General features: G+C 41.8%; 13 protein-coding genes. 10 read left to right on the top strand and 3 right to left on the bottom strand.

The annotated features are described in order from the left end of the window. The first annotated feature begins 1 nt into the window (after position 1). From WBM98_RS18480 to WBM98_RS18495, 4 genes are all read left to right on the top strand, one after another. Positions 2-2,227, top strand: a complete 2,226-nt coding sequence (locus WBM98_RS18480) for a SulP family inorganic anion transporter (protein ID WP_424367490.1) — start codon at positions 2-4, stop codon at positions 2,225-2,227. 84 nt (positions 2,228-2,311) lie between these two features. After that, positions 2,312-3,172 (top strand): MBL fold metallo-hydrolase, encoded by an 861-nt coding sequence (locus WBM98_RS18485; RefSeq protein WP_424367491.1) that lies wholly within the window; start codon positions 2,312-2,314, stop codon positions 3,170-3,172. 107 nt (positions 3,173-3,279) lie between these two features. Further along, a complete protein-coding gene (locus tag WBM98_RS18490) occupies positions 3,280-4,902 on the top strand; it encodes a S8 family serine peptidase (protein ID WP_424367492.1) in 1,623 nt (540 codons plus the stop codon). A gap of 13 nt (positions 4,903-4,915) precedes the next feature. Beyond that, positions 4,916-6,775 (top strand): M1 family metallopeptidase, encoded by a 1,860-nt coding sequence (locus WBM98_RS18495; protein ID WP_424367493.1) that lies wholly within the window; start codon positions 4,916-4,918, stop codon positions 6,773-6,775. Between the two features lie 19 nt (positions 6,776-6,794). On the opposite strand, the gene WBM98_RS18500 is transcribed toward WBM98_RS18495, so the two are convergent. Continuing rightward, complete coding sequence (locus tag WBM98_RS18500; protein ID WP_424367494.1) at positions 6,795-8,015, bottom strand: succinylglutamate desuccinylase/aspartoacylase family protein; 1,221 nt, start codon at positions 8,013-8,015, stop codon at positions 6,795-6,797. 3 nt (positions 8,016-8,018) lie between these two features. Beyond that, positions 8,019-9,869, bottom strand: coding sequence for a CBS domain-containing protein (locus WBM98_RS18505; RefSeq protein WP_424367495.1), 1,851 nt, complete (start codon positions 9,867-9,869; stop codon positions 8,019-8,021). Between the two features lie 195 nt (positions 9,870-10,064). Between WBM98_RS18505 and rnpA the strand changes: the two genes are divergently transcribed. Together rnpA and WBM98_RS18515 are read left to right on the top strand one after the other, a co-directional pair. Further along, a complete protein-coding gene (gene rnpA, locus WBM98_RS18510; RefSeq protein WP_424367503.1) occupies positions 10,065-10,475 on the top strand; it encodes a ribonuclease P protein component in 411 nt (136 codons plus the stop codon). Beyond that, complete coding sequence (locus tag WBM98_RS18515; RefSeq protein ID WP_424367496.1) at positions 10,459-12,087, top strand: S41 family peptidase; 1,629 nt, start codon at positions 10,459-10,461, stop codon at positions 12,085-12,087. Before rnpA ends, WBM98_RS18515 begins: the two co-directional genes overlap by 17 nt. 8 nt (positions 12,088-12,095) lie before the next feature. On the opposite strand, the gene WBM98_RS18520 is transcribed toward WBM98_RS18515, so the two are convergent. Next, positions 12,096-12,968: a 3-keto-disaccharide hydrolase gene (locus WBM98_RS18520; RefSeq protein ID WP_424367497.1), complete on the bottom strand. Its 873-nt coding sequence runs from the start codon at positions 12,966-12,968 to the stop codon at positions 12,096-12,098. 214 nt (positions 12,969-13,182) lie between these two features. Between WBM98_RS18520 and WBM98_RS18525 the strand changes: the two genes are divergently transcribed. From WBM98_RS18525 to WBM98_RS18540, 4 genes are all read left to right on the top strand, one after another. Continuing rightward, on the top strand, positions 13,183-14,058 hold the full coding sequence (locus WBM98_RS18525; RefSeq protein WP_424367498.1) for a fructosamine kinase family protein: 876 nt from the start codon (positions 13,183-13,185) through the stop codon (positions 14,056-14,058). A 50-nt stretch (positions 14,059-14,108) separates the two neighbouring features. Continuing rightward, on the top strand, positions 14,109-16,214 hold the full coding sequence (locus tag WBM98_RS18530; RefSeq protein ID WP_424367499.1) for a pyrroloquinoline quinone-dependent dehydrogenase: 2,106 nt from the start codon (positions 14,109-14,111) through the stop codon (positions 16,212-16,214). A 6-nt stretch (positions 16,215-16,220) separates the two neighbouring features. Beyond that, positions 16,221-17,282, top strand: coding sequence for a Gfo/Idh/MocA family protein (locus WBM98_RS18535; protein ID WP_424367500.1), 1,062 nt, complete (start codon positions 16,221-16,223; stop codon positions 17,280-17,282). A gap of 17 nt (positions 17,283-17,299) precedes the next feature. Then, on the top strand, positions 17,300-18,351 hold a 1,052-nt coding region (locus WBM98_RS18540), incomplete at its 3' end, for an AMP-binding protein (protein WP_424367501.1).

Raw genomic sequence — 18,351 nt, forward strand, 5'->3', positions numbered from 1 at the left:
ATTGTCGCCAAAAACCAACCATACCAAGATTTTTTTTAAGGCACTACCCAAGAATATTTTTTCGGGTTTTGTGGTTTCCCTGATTGCCCTTCCTTTAGGGTTAGGTTTGGCGATGGCCAGTGAGGCACCTCCTATTTCGGGTATCATTGCAGCTGTGGTGGGCGGGGTGGTTGTCTCCGTGCTGGGAGGGTCCAATGTAACTATAACCGGCCCTGGAAATGGCCTCGTCATTGTACTTATGGGGGCCATTACCACATTAGGGAATGGTGATATGTACCAAGGGTATTTATTTACATTGGCGGCCATAGTGGTTTCAGGGGTATTGATGGTATTGTTGGGGTTTTTAAAAATGGGGCGTATGGCCGATTTTTTTCCGGCATCGGCCATTGAAGGTATGTTGGCGGCCATAGGCTTGGGAATCATTGCAAAACAGTTTCATATTATGATCGGCCACAATCATGAAACCGGAAGTATTATAGTTCTTTTGGCTGAAATTCCGAAGGGGGTTTTCAACCTCTTCCAAACTTTTGACCCCCCAGCCCTATTCGCTGCCGCGATAGGCTTTGTGAGTTTATTGATCATGGCTTTTTATTCAAAGATCAGGAATGAATATTTCCATTTGGTACCGGCCCCCATGTGGATTCTGATTTTGACCGTGGGATTGGGCTATCTTTTTTCAGCCCTGAACATCCCGTATCCTTTAGGCGAATCCCATTTACTCAGTATTCCCGATAATGTGATCCAGAATCTGGCCTTTCCCGATTTTTCAAAGGCCATGCATGGTGATTTCATTGTAGCCGTTGTAGCTATTACCCTAATAGCAAGCATCGAATCGTTATTGAGTATTAAGGCCGTCGATAAATTAGACCCCCAAAGTAAGCGTTCTAATGTAAACAAGGATTTAAAAGCGCTAGGATTGGCAACCACATTGAGTGGTTTTCTGGGTGGTCTTAATGTAGTGACCGTCATTGCTAGAAGTTCGGTCAACGTGAACAACGGCGCTACCAATAGATCCTCCAATTTTTTCCATGCGTTGTTTTTAATTCTTTTTGTGGTGCTTTTTCAAGACCAACTTCGAAAAATCCCCCTGGCCGCATTGGCGGCGATTTTAGTGTATACGGGCTATAAACTCGCGACCCCAAAAACCATTAATAAAATCGCAAAAATAGGAAAGGAGCAAATCATCATTTTCTTGACTACCTTATTGACTACCCTATACACTAATCTGATTACGGGAATAAGTGCGGGCATTCTAATCACCTTCATTATACATGCCATTATCAATAAGAATATCGCCTTCTTCCTGTCCCATGTGGCAAAGCCCAACATTCTTTTGTACAAAGAGAAGGATGTGGGTAACTTTTATGTGAGTGTCAAATACTTTTGTACGTTCATCAATTTTTATAAGTTAAAAAGGAAATTGGATATGGTTCCGGAAGACCAAGATGTGATTCTTGACTTCTCACTTTGTAACTTCGTCGACCATACGGTCATGGAGGGATTAGAGAGCTATACGGAGACATTTGCCAAAAAAGGAGGTAATATTGAGCTGATTGGACTCGATAAACATGAGGCCGATTCGCACCACCCCTTCGCCATACGCAAAATCATACCCCTGGATAAGCTAAAGCCCATTGAACGCTATTTTACAAAAAGACAAACGCTACTTGAAGCTACTGCCAATGATTTTCATATGTCCTATGCCGCCGAAAAAAATACCGATACGGCTTTCTTGAACAAGTTCGTGTTTTTCAAGACAAGGGAAATACCTTATATATATAACACATTAAAAGAGGAAAATGAAAGGTATATGTTGTTCGATGTTGAATTTACCGAAGGGGCTTTCATTGCCAAAGAGGTTGTGAAAACAACAGTAATGCACATTAATCTTGATTTTGATATTCCCTTTTTTACATTGGACAAAGAAGGGCTCCTGGATTTTAAATATGGGTTAGAGGGATTCAAGGATATTACCATTGATAACCATCCTGACTTTAACAAGCGCTTTTTTCTTAGTGGTGAGAACAACAAGGCTATTCATTCTTTGTTTACCGATGAATTGATCTTGTTTTTGGAAAGTCACCCCTATTACCATATTGAGTCAAGTGGGACTACCTTACTTATCCTTAAGAAAGAAAGACTTTTAAGTGTACAGGAAATCAAAGCGATGCTATATTTTGGACAGCAACTCTGTGGATTGGTGCAAATACCCCAAGAACAACTGTAATTTTGTTAAAAACCAGTTATAAAACAGCTTGTGATATAAATATACCCTGCGCTTTTCTTAATTTGCGGTCCCTTTATTATTAGAATGAATTTATATCCTATAGAAACCGGTAATTTTAAATTAGACGGCGGGGCAATGTTCGGCGTTGTTCCCAAATCAATCTGGAATTCCACCAATCCCGCAGACAATAATAATATGATTGATATGGCCGCAAGAAGCCTATTGGTCGAAGATGGCGGAAAATTGATTCTCATCGATACCGGCATGGGAAACAAGCAATCCAATAAATTTTTTGGGTATTACTATCAATGGGGCGACCATACCCTAGATGGATCCTTGGCGAAATACGGTTTTCATCGCGATGACATCACCGATGTTTTTATGACGCATCTTCATTTTGATCATTGTGGCGGAAGTGTACAATGGAATAAAGACCGGACCGGGTATGAACCTGCATTCAAAAACGCCAATTTTTGGACCAATAAAGACCATTGGCAATGGGCCATTGAACCAAATTTAAGGGAAAAAGCCTCTTTCTTAGATGAGAATCTAAGGCCCATGAAAGAGAGTGGACAGTTACGATTCATTGCCCGAGGTGAAAGCACCTTTCTCGAAGAATCTGAATTGGGTTTTGGCATATTATTTGTTGATGGACATACGGATAAGCAAATGCTACCCCACATCCGATATAAGGGAAAGACCTTGGTTTTTGCCGCTGATCTGGTGCCTACTGCGGGACATATTCCCGTCCCTTATGTCATGGGTTATGATACACGGCCACTATTGAGTATGGAAGAGAAACAGGTGTTTATGAATGAGGCCGTTGCGAAAGACTATTACCTTTTCTTGGAACATGATGCTCACAATCAAATCTGTACCCTTAAAGATACAGTTAAAGGGGTGCGCTTAAACGAAATACACACCTTTGATGAGGTATTCAATTGAAATAATAAGTCAATTTTGTTCGTTTATCCCATGATTACAGCAAGGTGTTCTGCTACATCTCCTAACATATCAAACTCAATACAAAGACAATAACAAAGTTTTAATAAATGACACAGAAATTTTACAGGCCCTTCATAGGGTTTTTTGCCGCGAGCATCCTAATGGGTTGTGGGGCGACCACTATTGTTTCCACACCGGTTGAAAACATCGACTCTATGCCGCTAAAGGTTAGCGATTTGACCGAAAGCCAAAAAAAGTCATGGGGACATGCAGACTTACTTACTGACACCATTCCGGGCATGAGCGTTGATAAGGCCTATACCGATATTATTGGCAACAAGAAGGGGACCAAGGTCATTGTCGCTGTCCTTGATTCTGGAATTGACCTTGATCATGAAGATTTGGATGATGTTTTATGGACGAATAGAAAAGAAAAACCCGGCAATAATATCGATGATGACAATAATGGGTATATCGATGATATTCATGGATACAACTTGTTGGGTGAATCCTATAATGAGCAATTGGAATATGCGAGGATCATTAGGTTAAAAACCGGTGATCCCAGTTTACAGGCCAGGGCCAAAGCCGAATTGGACAAGGAATATCGAGAAGCCCTTGCCAATAAACAAAATTATGAACAAATATTACAGGCCGTGAAAAATGCGGATGCTGCCGTAAAAAAGTATTTGGAAAAAACAGAGTATACCAAAAAAGACCTTTCCGGTATTAAAGCCAATACCGAAGAAATGCAAAGAAATGTTGCTGTTTTAACACAAATGTACTCCTATGCAGATAGCATCCCTGAATTAATGGAAGACTTGGAAAATGGTTTAAAGCATTTTACAGAACAATTGAATTACAACCTCAACGTTGATTTTGATGGAAGAAAAGTGGTCGGTGACGATCCTTATGACCTTATGGACACAAAATATGGCAACGGTAATCCCCAGAATAGGGTTGAAGATGAAAGCCATGGTACCCATGTTGCGGGTATTATTGCCGCAGAACGGAATAATGGCCTCGGAGCAAACGGGGTTGCCAATAATGTCGAAATAATGAGCATTCGTGCCGTTCCGAATGGCGATGAGTATGATAAGGATATTGCCTTGGGTATAAGGTATGCCGTTGATAATGGTGCGAAAATCATTAATTGCAGCTTTGGCAAATCATTTTCCCCTAATGCCGATTGGGTGTATGATGCCATAAAATATGCAGCCTCAAAAGACGTATTGATTGTGCATGCTGCAGGTAATGATGGTGTTGATTTGGATGATCCCAAAAATCCGAATTTTCCAAATGACCAAATAAACAATGGCCCGGAATTTGCCGACAATGTAATAACCGTTGGAGCTTTAGACCCTAAATATGGTTCTGAAATGCTAGCCTCATATTCGAACTATGGGGCAATAAATGTCGATATTTTTGCGCCAGGTACAGATATTTACTCAACTGTACCACATAATGAATATGAATTCATGCCGGGGACTTCAATGGCTTCACCAGCGGTAGCGGGTGTTGCGGCATTGGTTCGGTCACAGTATCCAAGTTTAAGTGCTCCCCAAGTGAAGAAGATCATACTTGAATCAGGGCTTGGTACGAAGACCGCCGTTATATTGGGTGGGGATGCTTCCACAAGCAGCACATTGGACAAAATAAGTAAGTCAGGTAAAATTGTGAATGCCTATAACGCATTGCTCATGGCCAGAACCATGGCCCGTGGAAAATAAAAGGTACCATTTTATGCAAATACAAAAAACAGCGCTCTTGATAGCCCTATTGGGCTATGGTATAATCGCAAAAGCACAGATTTCCAACGGATATTGGCAACAACATGTGGCCTATACGATGGAAGTTGATATGGATGTAGAAAATTACCGATATACAGGAACACAAAAATTGATATACACCAACAATTCGCCCGATGAATTATCCCGTGTATATTTTCACTTATACTCCAATGCCTTTCAACCAGGCAGCGAAATGGATGTTCGAATCGAGAATATCGAAGATCCCGATGGTAGGATGATGAAGGAAGGCAAAAGTAGAATAGCTGCTTTAATGCCTGATGAAATAGGTTATTTACATGTCGCCTCCCTAACCCAGGATGGTGAAAATGTCACGTTTAATGAGGAGGGCACTATTTTGGTCGTTGATTTGGCCCAACCGATTCCTTCGGGAGGCAAAACCATTTTTAAAATGGATTTTAAGGGACAGGTTCCTTTACAGATCCGTCGTTCGGGACGTAACAATGAGGAGGGGATAGTGCTCTCTATGAGCCAGTGGTATCCTAAAATGGCTGAATATGATTTTGAAGGGTGGCATGCCGATCCATACATTTCGAGGGAATTTCATGGCGTATGGGGCGATTTTGACGTAAAACTGACCTTGGATAAGGAGTACGTCGTGGGCGGAACGGGATACCTGCAGAATCCCCAAGAAATCGGACATGGATATGAAACTCAGGGAACCAAAGTCAAGAAACCCAAAGGAAAGACACTTACCTGGCATTTTAAAGCCCCAATGGTGCACGATTTTATGTGGGCCGCAGATCCCGATTTCATTCATGACACCTTAAAAATGGAGAATGGTCCCGTACTACATTTCTTTTATAAAAACGACCCTGAAATTATTGAAAACTGGAAGAAACTACAGCCCAAAACAGCTGAGGCCATGGAATTCTTCAGCAATAATATCGGGAAATATCCCTATGAACAATATTCCGTAATCCATGGGGGTGATGGGGGAATGGAATATGCCATGGGTACCTTGATTACAGGGGGTCGAAAATTTGGTAGTTTGGTCGGTGTTATGACACATGAATTGGCACACTCGTGGTTTCAACAGGTATTGGCCACCAATGAATCCAAACATGAGTGGATGGATGAAGGCTTTACAACGTTCATCGCTACCTTATGCATGAACGAGATTATGGAACAAAACAAAGAAAACCCCTTTGAAAATAGTTATAATGGCTATCGTAGATTAGCGCTTTCAGGGAAAGAACAGCCGCAAACTACCCATGCCGATCGTTATGACAACAGTTTTGCCTATAGCCTCTCGGCTTACAGTAAAGGCGGGGTATTCCTTGCCCAATTGGGATATATCATCGGACAGGATAAATTAATGCAGACCTTAAGAAAATACTATAACGATTTCAAATTCAAGCATCCGACGCCAAATGATTTTAAAAGAACGGCCGAAAAGGTATCGGGTATGGAACTGGACTGGTATTTAACGGATTGGACGCAAACAACGAATACCATAGATTATGGCCTAAAGGAAGTCGCGGCCGATGGAACAAAAACAAAGGTTACCATGGAGAGGATTGGGTCAATGCCCATGCCCTTGGATATCTTAGTGGTTTATAACGATGGTAGCCGCGAAACTTTTTATGCGCCTTTGCGCATGATGCGTGGTGAGAAAGCCAATCCGTATCAAGAGATAAAGAGAACCGTACTACCCGATTGGCCATGGGCATATCCCACCTTCGGTTTTATAGTTGACAAACCCCTGGATGCCATACGGGCGATCATGATAGATCCTTCGCAATTGATGGCAGATATTGCTCTTGAAAATAATTTTTGGCAACCCTCGGAATAAAGGAAAGTTTAGCTTTAAATTAGGATGACATCCAGATGGTAATCCTGTACCACCAGGTTTTTCGGTACATTTCGTTTCTGGCTGTGAGTTCTCTATTGTTCATGATAAAATAGGTCTTGTCCAATACGCGATTTCTATACCCTAAAAGGTGAAAGAACGGTTTTGTGAAAAATTGGGCGATCTTGGTGTTCACCAGAAGCAATTCTTTTTCTTTGTTCGCCCAAGAAACACCGGGCAAGACTTGAAGTAGGGAACCAAACTTTGTTCTTCTCAAAAAAGCCGAGAGCGCAAGTACCCAGATCGGTAATTTTCGTATCAGGAAAAAACCTTCCTCCCCCTGTTCCTGATACAAGGGCATAAAAATTATGGCGTCTTTCTCTGCGAGAATAAATTCATCCTTTTCAATGGCCAATGGGGTTCCTTGAATGACTTCCTCAAAACTTCGAAACCCTTCCATCATTTTGAAACCATCAATGTCATCAATCGGATGGCGATACACTATTTCATAAAAATTGGAATTGTTTTCAGCTGATTTTTGAAGTTGGCCGTAATACTTCTGAAAGTCCTTGATATCGCCCTTGTGCAAAAACCCACTAAAGACCATGGCCAACCAAGTAAAGGCAATACTGTTCTTGATAGCCATTTCTTCGGTATGCTGACCTGACTCAAATCCTAAGGAAACGTAACCCCTTTCGTTAATGTAGCTTAACAATGGCCCTTCTAAATACTCCTCGATTCCCAAAATAATGGGTACTGGGAAGAGTTTTGAGAACCTTCTGTTGATCAGTGCATCATTGATGGTAATAAAAGGCAGGGTCTTGCTTGAAGTGGTGTGGTAATCGATAAAGTAAAAGGGGCCTTTTTCAAGTTCCAATATATCCTGAATAAGGCCATGGATCTCAAGTAATTCCTTTTCTTCAATCAACAAGTCCCTATTTTTTCCTTCTTTGAGGCCATTGATATTGGACTTCGTCCATATTCGATTTAAATCTTTCTCGAGAAATCTTTTGCCTTTTAACAAGGCAGGTAGATTGCCTTTTAATCCATAAATACTGCCATGATAGGTAAAAGCATTATTCTCCAGTTCTTTAAAGACATTTTCGAGTGCCGTTACGCCAGATTTTTCGTTCCCATGGATTCCTCCGAAAAAAATCAAGGTAGGTCCGGGATGTTTGCCTCGAATATGACCAATGAAACGTTTGGTCTTTACGTCTATTTTAGGATTCGGGGCTTCGATCATCTGTTAAAAATCATTGGAGGTGATAATACCAACAAGCTTTTTTTCCTTGACAACGGGTAAGCAATTGATCTTACGATTCTGCATCAGCTTCTGGGCTTCCTCCAAGGGTGTGCTCGCGGTAACGGTTACCAATTCCCGCTGCATAATATTTTTTATATTTTCCCCATGGTCTTCAGTCCTGTCCAAATACTTACCAACATCGGTCCAAGTTAGAAGTCCCACTAAATCCATGTGGTTATCAAGAATTGGAACATGATGTATGTTCTTCCATTGCATCATGCGCAATACCAGCTCTAAACTATCATTTTCCTGGGCGGTTATGGTTCTGATGTTCATACGCTCACCCACTTTCCTGTCCGACTTCGGAATTTTAAACTCATCCCCTCTTGGCAGTTGCCAAGCGTCTATCGTGTAGCCTTTTTGCTGCCGCTCATAAATGGTTGCGGTCAATATTTTCAATGCGTCCGAAATTTTAAAGTCTTTCTGCAATTTTCGAAATCCTTCAACCATCCATCTTGATCCATTGGCCGATCGTACGCGCCGTTTAATGATCCTTAAATAATGTTCCGCATCTTTAGGAGCGACATTCATACTGTACAACCCCCTATAGGCCATTGGAAGTAAGTGATCCAAAATAAGATCATGACTTGAGATTAAGGAATCGCCCCAATAAAACTGCGCTGCCATTCCATATCTGGCCGCATTGAAGAAGTTGCTTTTTGCATCCTTGAAATCCATTTTGGTATGGATATTATCGAACTCCTTGGGCCTTCCTTTCATTACCCCTACCCAGAACATCATGTTGGCAATCTCATCTGCCGTTGACGGCCCAGCAGGTAAATATCTATTTTCCAAGCGCAAATGCGGTTTACCATTTGAAGTTCCATAACACAACCTATTCCATTTATAAACGGTGCCATTATGCAGTTTCAAAGCTTTTAATTTCGGAATATTCCCTCTTTCCAATTCCATAATACTATCGGTCTTGAAATCAGAGGTGACCAAGCTTCTGAATCGAATTACCGAATCCTTAAAGAAATCAATTACGTTTCCTTGCGCCCATTCATTGCCAAAACCTACCCTGGATTCCCTTTCATTCAGGATAAAAGTGCTCGCCCTGGTATCTATACTTTGCGCAAAAAGGGCAATACGGGATTCCTCCCAAAGTTCACGTCCCATTAATATTGGGGAATTGGTACAAATGGACAAAACCGGTCCGGCAATAGCTTGAGCCCAGTTGTACGTGTCAGCGAAATTATCCGGGTCTATCTGCAAATGTGATTGAAAACTGGTGTTACAACCTTCGTAAAGAATGGAATCATGCTTTAAGTTCAACTCATCAACCCCTTTTATATGGAGTTCAATATCGTTTTTCCGAATCTCTGTGATGGCTTCATTCAAAACCTTATAACGCTTTAGGGGCGTCATATAAGAGAGGTCCAGATGCCTTGTTTCTATAGTGGGTAATATGCCCGTAAGCACAAGTTTAGTGTCAAATTCGTTGGCGACCTCTTGAACCTGGTCCAAAAGTGCGTTTAAATTCTTGTGCAGTTCGGAAAAGCACTCCCCTTTAAACTCCAAGGGCTCCAAGTTGATCTCTAGATTATATAATGCAAGTTCAGAGGTGAAATACCTACTGTCCAATTTTGCCAATATCTTATCCGCATTACTGACCGGCTCCCATTCTTTGTTCACCAAACAAAATTCTTGCTCAACCCCTACCCTCAAAATGTCTTTCTCGAACATGTTCTGCTCAAGCATCATCTCCAATGCCTTTATATCGGCCATTAACTGCTTTAAGTATAATCCTTTGTTAGGATTGCCAATTAATTTTTCAACATTCAATTCTCCCATTTCAATTGTATTTGTTTGCGCAAGGTATTGTAAAATAGATTTTAATCCATACAAGATAGAACCTTTTTGTTCCGTGAACAAATGACAATTGTCATAAAACCCATGCAACGAATTTTCTTTACTTTTACAGTATAAAATAAATACGGTCTTTTTGGATATTTAAAATCAGAAATCGTTCTTGTTCGGAACAATTTCATAAAAACATGTAGCGTAGAAAAACTCAACTTCTCATTTCCTAAAAAAGAAAAGCTCAAAAGCAAGAAATTGATAGAACGGCTTTTTAACGAAGGGAAACACCTCACGGTTTTCCCCTTGAAACTGCTCTATTTACCTATAGAGGCACCAATGGATTCAAGGATCAAAGCCAGTGTGGCTGTACCCAAAAAGAACTTCAAAAGTGCCGTTCAAAGAAACCGCATAAAAAGATTGCTTCGCGAAGCTTACCGACTTAACAAACATCATGTTTTTAACAATAGCGAAGGTAACTTTGCGTTTCTAATTTTATACCTTGGTAAGGAAATGCCAAGTTTCCATGAGATAGATAAGGGTATAAAGGCAATTCTTCAAAAATTTTTAAAAAAAATCGATAATGCAAAAGTTGATTAAAAAAAAGGTGTTGATCCCAATATTGGCGATTACCTTGTTACTCGTTGGTAGTGGTTTTAAAAGTGATTTTTTTGAAATAGCCAAGCAGATAGAGATATTCACTACCCTTTTTAAGGAACTCAACATGAATTATGTAGATGAGACCAATCCGGCCGAATTGATGGACACCGCGATCAAGAATATGTTGAATGATTTGGATCCCTATACCAAATTCTTGAACGAACAGGATGTGGAGGCGTATAAAATGAATAATGCGGGAGAGTATTCGGGCATTGGGGCCTTGGTACGTTCGTATAATGACCGCTTGTTGGTCATTGAGCCTTATAAGGATTACCCTGCTGACAAAGCCGGTTTAAAGGCCGGTGATGAGATAATTAAGATCGGAACTATAAACGTGGCCGATTTTGACGACAATGCCAGTGAACTTCTAAAAGGTGCCAACAATTCTGAAATTGGTTTAACGTACAAAAGACAAGGCAAGACATTTACGACTACCATAAAGCGCGAAGCCATAGAAGTTGATGCCGTGCCCTTCCATCATATGATAGATGACAAAACGGGGTTCATCGTTTTGGCGAAATTCAATGCAAAGGCAACGGCACAAACCAAGGCGGCACTTCTTGACCTAAAGGGCAAGGGGGCTGAAAAATTAATTTTGGATCTGCGCGGAAACCCAGGAGGGTTATTGTCTGAAGCCATCGATGTGACCAATTTATTTGTTCCCAAAGGTGAATTGATCGTCACCACAAAATCGAAAGTAAAGAAATTCAACTCAGAATATTGGACCAAACACAAGCCGGTAGATACAGAAATCCCCCTAGTGGTCTTGGTCAATGGCAATAGTGCCTCTGCAAGTGAGATAGTCTCTGGGAGTTTACAGGATTTGGATCGCGCCGTTATAATGGGCGCCCGAAGTTTTGGGAAAGGACTGGTTCAACGGCCTTTAAAACTTACTTACGGCACCCAATTGAAAGTGACCATAAGCCGATACTATACTTCATCGGGGAGATGTATTCAATCCCTAGACTATTGGAATAGGGATGATAATGGAAATGCGGTGCGCCAGACCCAATTCAACGAGTTTAAAACAAGAAATGGCCGTAAGGTACAGGATGGCGGAGGGGTATTACCCGATATTTTGATAGATGAATTAAGTACCAATACCTTGTTGAAAGCCTTGGAAGAAAACAATGTGATTTTTGATTACGCCACAAATTACCATTATGAAAATTCCTTGGAAAATTTACGTGATTTTATATTTTCAGATGCTGATTTCAACGCATTCAAATCCTTCGTTGCCCAAAGTGATTTTGCCTATGAGACAAAAACCGAAAAGGCCCTAAAAGAAGCCATGTCGGGTGAAAATGACGATGTTTTGGGGCCTTCCGTACAAGCGAACTATAAATCCCTAATGGATGAAATTGAGAAAAGTAAGATCATTGCCTTGGATAAGTACCACAACGAAATCAAGAAAAAGTTGGAGGACGAAATCATTAAAAGGTACTTTTATAGGGAAGGGCTTTTTGAGTATTATCTAACCCATGACGAAGCCATTCTGGCTGCAAAAGAACTATTGGCCAATGACACTAAATACATGGGGATTTTGAAATAGCATATGCTTTAGTTATAGATACAACTTCCCGGATCTGATTTTATATAGTGCTTTGCATAATTATTAGCCTTGGGATCCATACATCCTTTTAAGTTCCGGATTTTTATATTTCTAAAATCTATGGGTTGGCCTTCACTCTGTAATGCGATATAGCCTTGGTCCAATAATTTTCCTTCCTCCCAGATTTTGGGGTCATACCCATTGACCACCCCACCCCCCATTTGTGGTTTGGTATATTGAAGGACGTTTTTGCCGTTAATTAGGTGGGTGATCAACGAATCCCCCAAAACAATAAGCTCTGCTTTTACCCACTGTTTCCCAAAATAGGTTTCTGAAGAGGAATTTATACAGTGGTTCGGGTCGATTATTCCCTTGTAAACCACATCGGTTCCCGGGGAACACATATTACCTGTGGGCCTTTGCGTTCCTTTTTCAACGCCAGCTAAAAACTGCATTTCTACAGAAATTGGCCAATTTTGATCTACAAGCATGCTGTTAGGGTCTTGTGAATGAAACATAACACCGCTATTCTTAAGCGTATAACTGGGTGCGCCGGGGTGTAATTCACCTACGAACCTGTATTCCAAGGTTAAATCAAAATAAGAATATGGACGATTATAATACAAATGCCCAAAACGTTCGTTAAACCCATCCTCATAGTGATCATAGCGTACCTTGATTATATTATCTTCCACGCGAAAGGTATCCCCGTAGTTATCCCCTACTTTGTAGTGATGTATTTTGGTGGTCCAATTATCCAAATTCCGGCCATTGAACATGGTTTCCCATCCTTCATTTTGGGTCGTTTTCTTTGCGCTACCGCATTCGAACATCAGTGCGGTTATGCACAAATACAACATTACCTTAAGTTTAGACCTCATAATGCATGCTTTTTTGGATTGACACCGTAAGTTACCATAAGTTTTAATCTGTTGCCGTTTAAATGAATTTATGGGCGAACATTTTCATATTTTTATATGGATTTGGATAAAAAAATAAAATTTCGGTCCATGTACCACACCAATCCCCTCCTGAACCCACAACGTGAGGATTTCAATTAGGTGTTGACCAAGGGATACCATATTGCTAGAATCAATGCTGTCTTCGAGCTTTAAAACACATATTAGTCAAGTTTTGGATTGTCCGATCAAGAAGATCGAACCTGTATCGGGTGGGGATATTTCAACAACTTTTTGTATATATACGCCTACCGAACGTTTCTTTTGTAAGGTTAACGATAGTGCTATCGCTTTGGATATGTTCCATTCTGAAAAAGCTGGTTTGGAATGCATCCAGCAGACGAATACCATCAGAGTACCACAAATACTGGGTTGTGGAAAATATGAGGGCCGTTCTTTTTTATTGATGGAATTCATTGAATCCAAAAGTCCGAACGAAAAGGACATGGATGCCTTTGGACATCAATTGGCCAAAATGCATTCTTGTGATGGTGGGGATTTGTTTGGATGGGATCGGGATAATTTTATAGGCAGCTTGCCACAATCAAACAACAATCATTCTGATTGGCCCTCTTTTTTTGTTTTTGAACGCCTATTGCCCCAACTTAAAATGGCTAATGAAAATAAGCTATTATCACTGGAGGAAATACCATCAGAAAACGCGCTCTTAAAAGGATGTCTTCTTTTTTTTCCGAAGGTAAGACCTGACCTGCTCCACGGGGACTTATGGAGTGGCAACTATCTCATAAGCACCCTAGGTGACCCCTATCTAATAGACCCTTCGGTATATTTTGGACATGCAGAGGTCGATTTGGCCATGACTAGACTCTTTGGTGGTTTCTCATCACGATTTTATGATGCTTATAGGGAGTATATTCCTAGTGAAGCCTATGAAAATGAACGAAAGGATATCTATCAATTGTACTACTTATTAGTACATCTTAACTTGTTCGGTAAATCATACTACCCATCTGTCATGCGATTGCTAAAAACATACTTTAGCCAACGATAAAGCCATCATATTATTTTCTAACTTTAAGGCAACCAATCCCGCTACAGAAAATGCAATGCACCAAAACCACAAGCAAATTGATTGCGGTTTGTTTTCTATACATTTCCTTTGTCAGTTGTGACAAAACAACTCCAAAGAAACCGTCCTATACCAGTTGGTCTACTTATTTAGGGGATGAGGGTCGCAGCCATTATTCCACACTTTCACAAATCACTAAGGAAAACGTAAAGGACCTACAAGTGGTTTGGTCTTATGAGGCCCCGGATTGGGGGCAAATGCAAATGAACCCTATCGTAGTTGACACCTTGCTATACGGCGTAACCGCTGCCTTACGGGCCTTTGCCGTACATGCTGCAACAGGGGAAGAAATATGGCGGTTTGGAGATTCGTTGCAAGTCTGGCATTCTACAAGTCGTGGGGTTTCTTATTGGGAAAATGGAAATGATAAACGTATTTTATTCACAAGGGGTTCCGATTTATACGCTTTGGACGCCTTGACGGGCAAACCCATACCTTCTTTTGGCATTCAAGGGAAAATAGACCTTCGATCTGGGCTGCCTGAAGAAGATAAAGACAAGTTCGTTATCTCGAATACGCCAGGAACCATTTATAAGGATTTGATTGTTATGCCCCTTCGTATTTCAGAGGATATCGATGCTGCCCGAGGGGATATCATGGCGTTCAACGTAATTACAGGGGCTGTGGAATGGGTTTTCCATACCATTCCCTATCCAACTGAAGAGGGATACGAAACCTGGAAAGATCAAAACGAATTTGTAGGTGCTGCGAATAATTGGGCAGGAATGGCCGTCGATAAGGAGTTGGGGATTATTTATATTCCCACAGGCTCAGCCGCCCCCGATTTTTATGGCGGAATGCGTAAGGGTAGTAATTTGTTTTCCGATTGTTTGTTGGCCTTGGATGCGAATACTGGGGAGCGTATCTGGCATTTTCAGTTTACCCATCACGATATCTGGGATAGGGATCCCCCCGCACCCCCAAATCTTTTATTGGTTGAACGAAAGGACAAAAAGATTCCCGCAGTGGCCCAGGTGACCAAACAGGGTTATGTATATGTTTTTGACCGAAGAACAGGGGAACCCCTATTCGATATAGCCGAAAAAACGGTTCCCTCTTCTACATTGAAAGGAGAGGAAGCATGGCCTACACAGCCTTTCCCTATAGCACCAAAGCCATTTGCAAGACAATCGAATGAATTAACAGCTGATGATATCAGTCCGTTTGCCGAAAACAGGGAGGCGTTGAAAGAACTACTTATCAAGGCTGACAAACGCATTTATGCACCCCCAAACTTGAGCCCCGTCTTACTATTACCTGGATATGACGGGGCGGCTGAATGGGGTGGTACCGCAGCAGACCCGGAAGAGGGCATTATTTATGTGAATTCCAATGAAATGGCCTGGGTCATGCAAATGGATACGGTGATTCAAAACGGTAAAGTGACCTCTTTAGGAGAACAAGTTTACCTCAATAATTGTGTTATTTGCCATAAAGTAGACCGTTCTGGAATGGCGGCCAGTGGTTTTCCCTCCCTCATTGATATCAAATCCAGAAAAACCAAGGAAGAGGTGGCCGTGCAAATCGTTACAGGAAAAGGAATGATGATCGGTTTTCCCCAAATTCCCGATAGGGAAAAGAAAGCGCTAATAGATTATCTGTTTGATGAAAATGATAAAATGGAAGTTGAATCTGAGAAATCGAACCAATACCCCCTACCGTACAAACATGCCGGATACAACAAATTTCTCGATAATAAAGGCCTTCCGGGCATTTCACCCCCTTGGGGAACGCTGCATGCCATCAATTTAAATACCGGTAAGTATATTTGGTCCATTCCCTTGGGAGACACCCCGGAATTGGGCGCAGAGGGTAAAGGGACAGGTACAGAGAATTATGGAGGTCCCATCGTCACCGAGAACGGATTGCTCTTTATTGGGGCCACAAAAGATGGTTATTTCCGGGTGTTCGATAAATATACCAGTAAGTTGTTGTGGGAATACAAACTACCAGCCGCGGCATTCGCCACCCCGGCCATGTACGAAGTCAACGGTAAACAATACATCTCCATCGCTTGTGGAGGGGAGAAGTTGGGCACCGAAAAAGGGAATCGCGTCGTGACCTTTGCCTTAAAATAAATTCAAATGGAAAAACTAAAGATACTTGTCATCGGCTGTGGAAATATGGGCGCCTCCCATGCCAGGGCCTATCATCAAATGGATGGTTTTGAAATCGTTGGACTCGTAAGCCGAAAGCCGGAAAGCCGGGAAAAGTTATCCAAAGCCTTGGGGGGTTATCCAACGTTTAGCTCCAATGTATCAGCCTTGAAACATACCAAACCCGATGCTGTTTCCATTAATACCTATCCCGACACCCACGCGGAATATATACGGGCCGCCTTACGCGCCAATGCCCATGTTTTTGTCGAAAAACCTTTGGCCTTAACCGTTGAAGAAGCGGAGGACCTAGTGGCATTGGCCAAAAGTAAGAATAGAATAATGCTAGTGGGGTATATTCTTAGGGTGCACCCTACCTGGACCAAATTTATTGATATTGCCCGTACGCTTGGCAAACCTTTGGTTATGCGTATGAACCTGAACCAACAAAGCTATGGAGACCATTGGCAGACACATAAACAATTGATGCGATCCATGTCGCCGATTGTGGATTGTGGGGTACATTATGTGGATATCATGTGTCTCATGACACAATCGATTCCCATTAGTGTGAGCGCCATTGGCGCTAAGTTAACAAGCGAAATAGATGCGGAAATGTACAACTATGGACAGTTACAGGTTCGATTCAAAGATGGATCCGTAGGCTGGTATGAAGCCGGCTGGGGGCCAATGATAAGCGAAACTGCTGTGTTTATCAAGGATGTTATTGGGCCAAAAGGTTCGGTTTCGATTTCGGATGAACCCAAGGGTGAATCACAGGATATTGAGGGGCATACAAAAACAGGAGGATTAAGGTTGCACCACGGTGCTTTGGACCCCTTAGGTAGGTTTTTGAAAGCGGATGAATGGATCAGTACGGCCGATGAACCCGGTCACGACGGCCTATGTCTCTTGGAGCAAGAGTATTTTCTAAAGGCAATTCAACAAGATCTTGATATGGACCATCACCTTCGAGATGCCGTGAATAGCCTTAGAATTGTTTTGGCGGCGGATGAATCTTTTAGAACAGGGAAAACCGTTGAACTGTAATCCTCAAAATTAAAGTCATGATTACCATACTTGATAGAGCGAAACACTTTAAGGGCAGGACAGCCTTGGTCTCAAACGGAAATTACTATACATACGAACAACTTCTTACCGCTTCCAAATATGTTACTGCTCGTCTATTACAGGGCAAAAATGACCTTAATGAGGCCCGGATCGCATTTTTGGTGCCCCCCTCATTCGAATACACAGCGGTTCAATGGGGTATTTGGGCTGCTGGGGGAATCGCGGTCCCGCTTTGCGAACTACACCCATTGCCTTCTATTCAATATGTTTTGGAGGACACGCAAGCGGATATTGTCATAGCGCATAAAGACTATGTTGAATTTTTAAAATCATTGGAAGCCACTATCGGAATTTCAGTACTCCCCTTGGAAACCTTTCTTAAAGAAAACCATTCCGAATTGCCAGAAGTTGATTTAGGCCGACGGGCCATGATACTTTATACCAGTGGCACCACAAGTAGACCTAAGGGTGTAGTAACCACCCATGCGAATATTGAAGCCCAGATCAGAACCTTGGTCAATGCCTGGGAATGGCAACAAGACGACTATATTCTGAATATTTTACCCCTCCATCATGTACACGGTATTATCAATGTGATGAGTTGTGCCCTATGGAGCGGGGCCTGTTGTGAATTCTTGCCCAAATTCGATGCCAGCAAGGTATGGGAGATTATAAAATCTGGTCGCTTGACCCTTTTTATGGCCGTGCCCACCATTTACTATAAATTGATTTCCTTTTGGGAATCGGTTTCATCCAAAGAACAAAAACTGCTTTCAAATGCAGCTTCAAAACTTCGATTGATGGTTTCGGGTTCGGCGGCCCTACCCGTATCTATTCTGGAAAAGTGGCGAACCATTACCCACCAAACCTTATTGGAACGCTATGGGATGACGGAAATTGGAATGGGATTATCCAATTCCTATCGAGAGGAACGACGACCTGGGCATGTGGGCTTACCCCTGCCAACGGTTGAGATGCGTTTGGTTGACGCGAACAATAATCCTGTTGGGGAGAATGAACCCGGGGAATTCCAGTTTAAAGGGCCTAG

The organism is Maribacter sp., from assembly GCF_049667165.1.
GTDB lineage: Bacteria > Bacteroidota > Bacteroidia > Flavobacteriales > Flavobacteriaceae > Maribacter_A.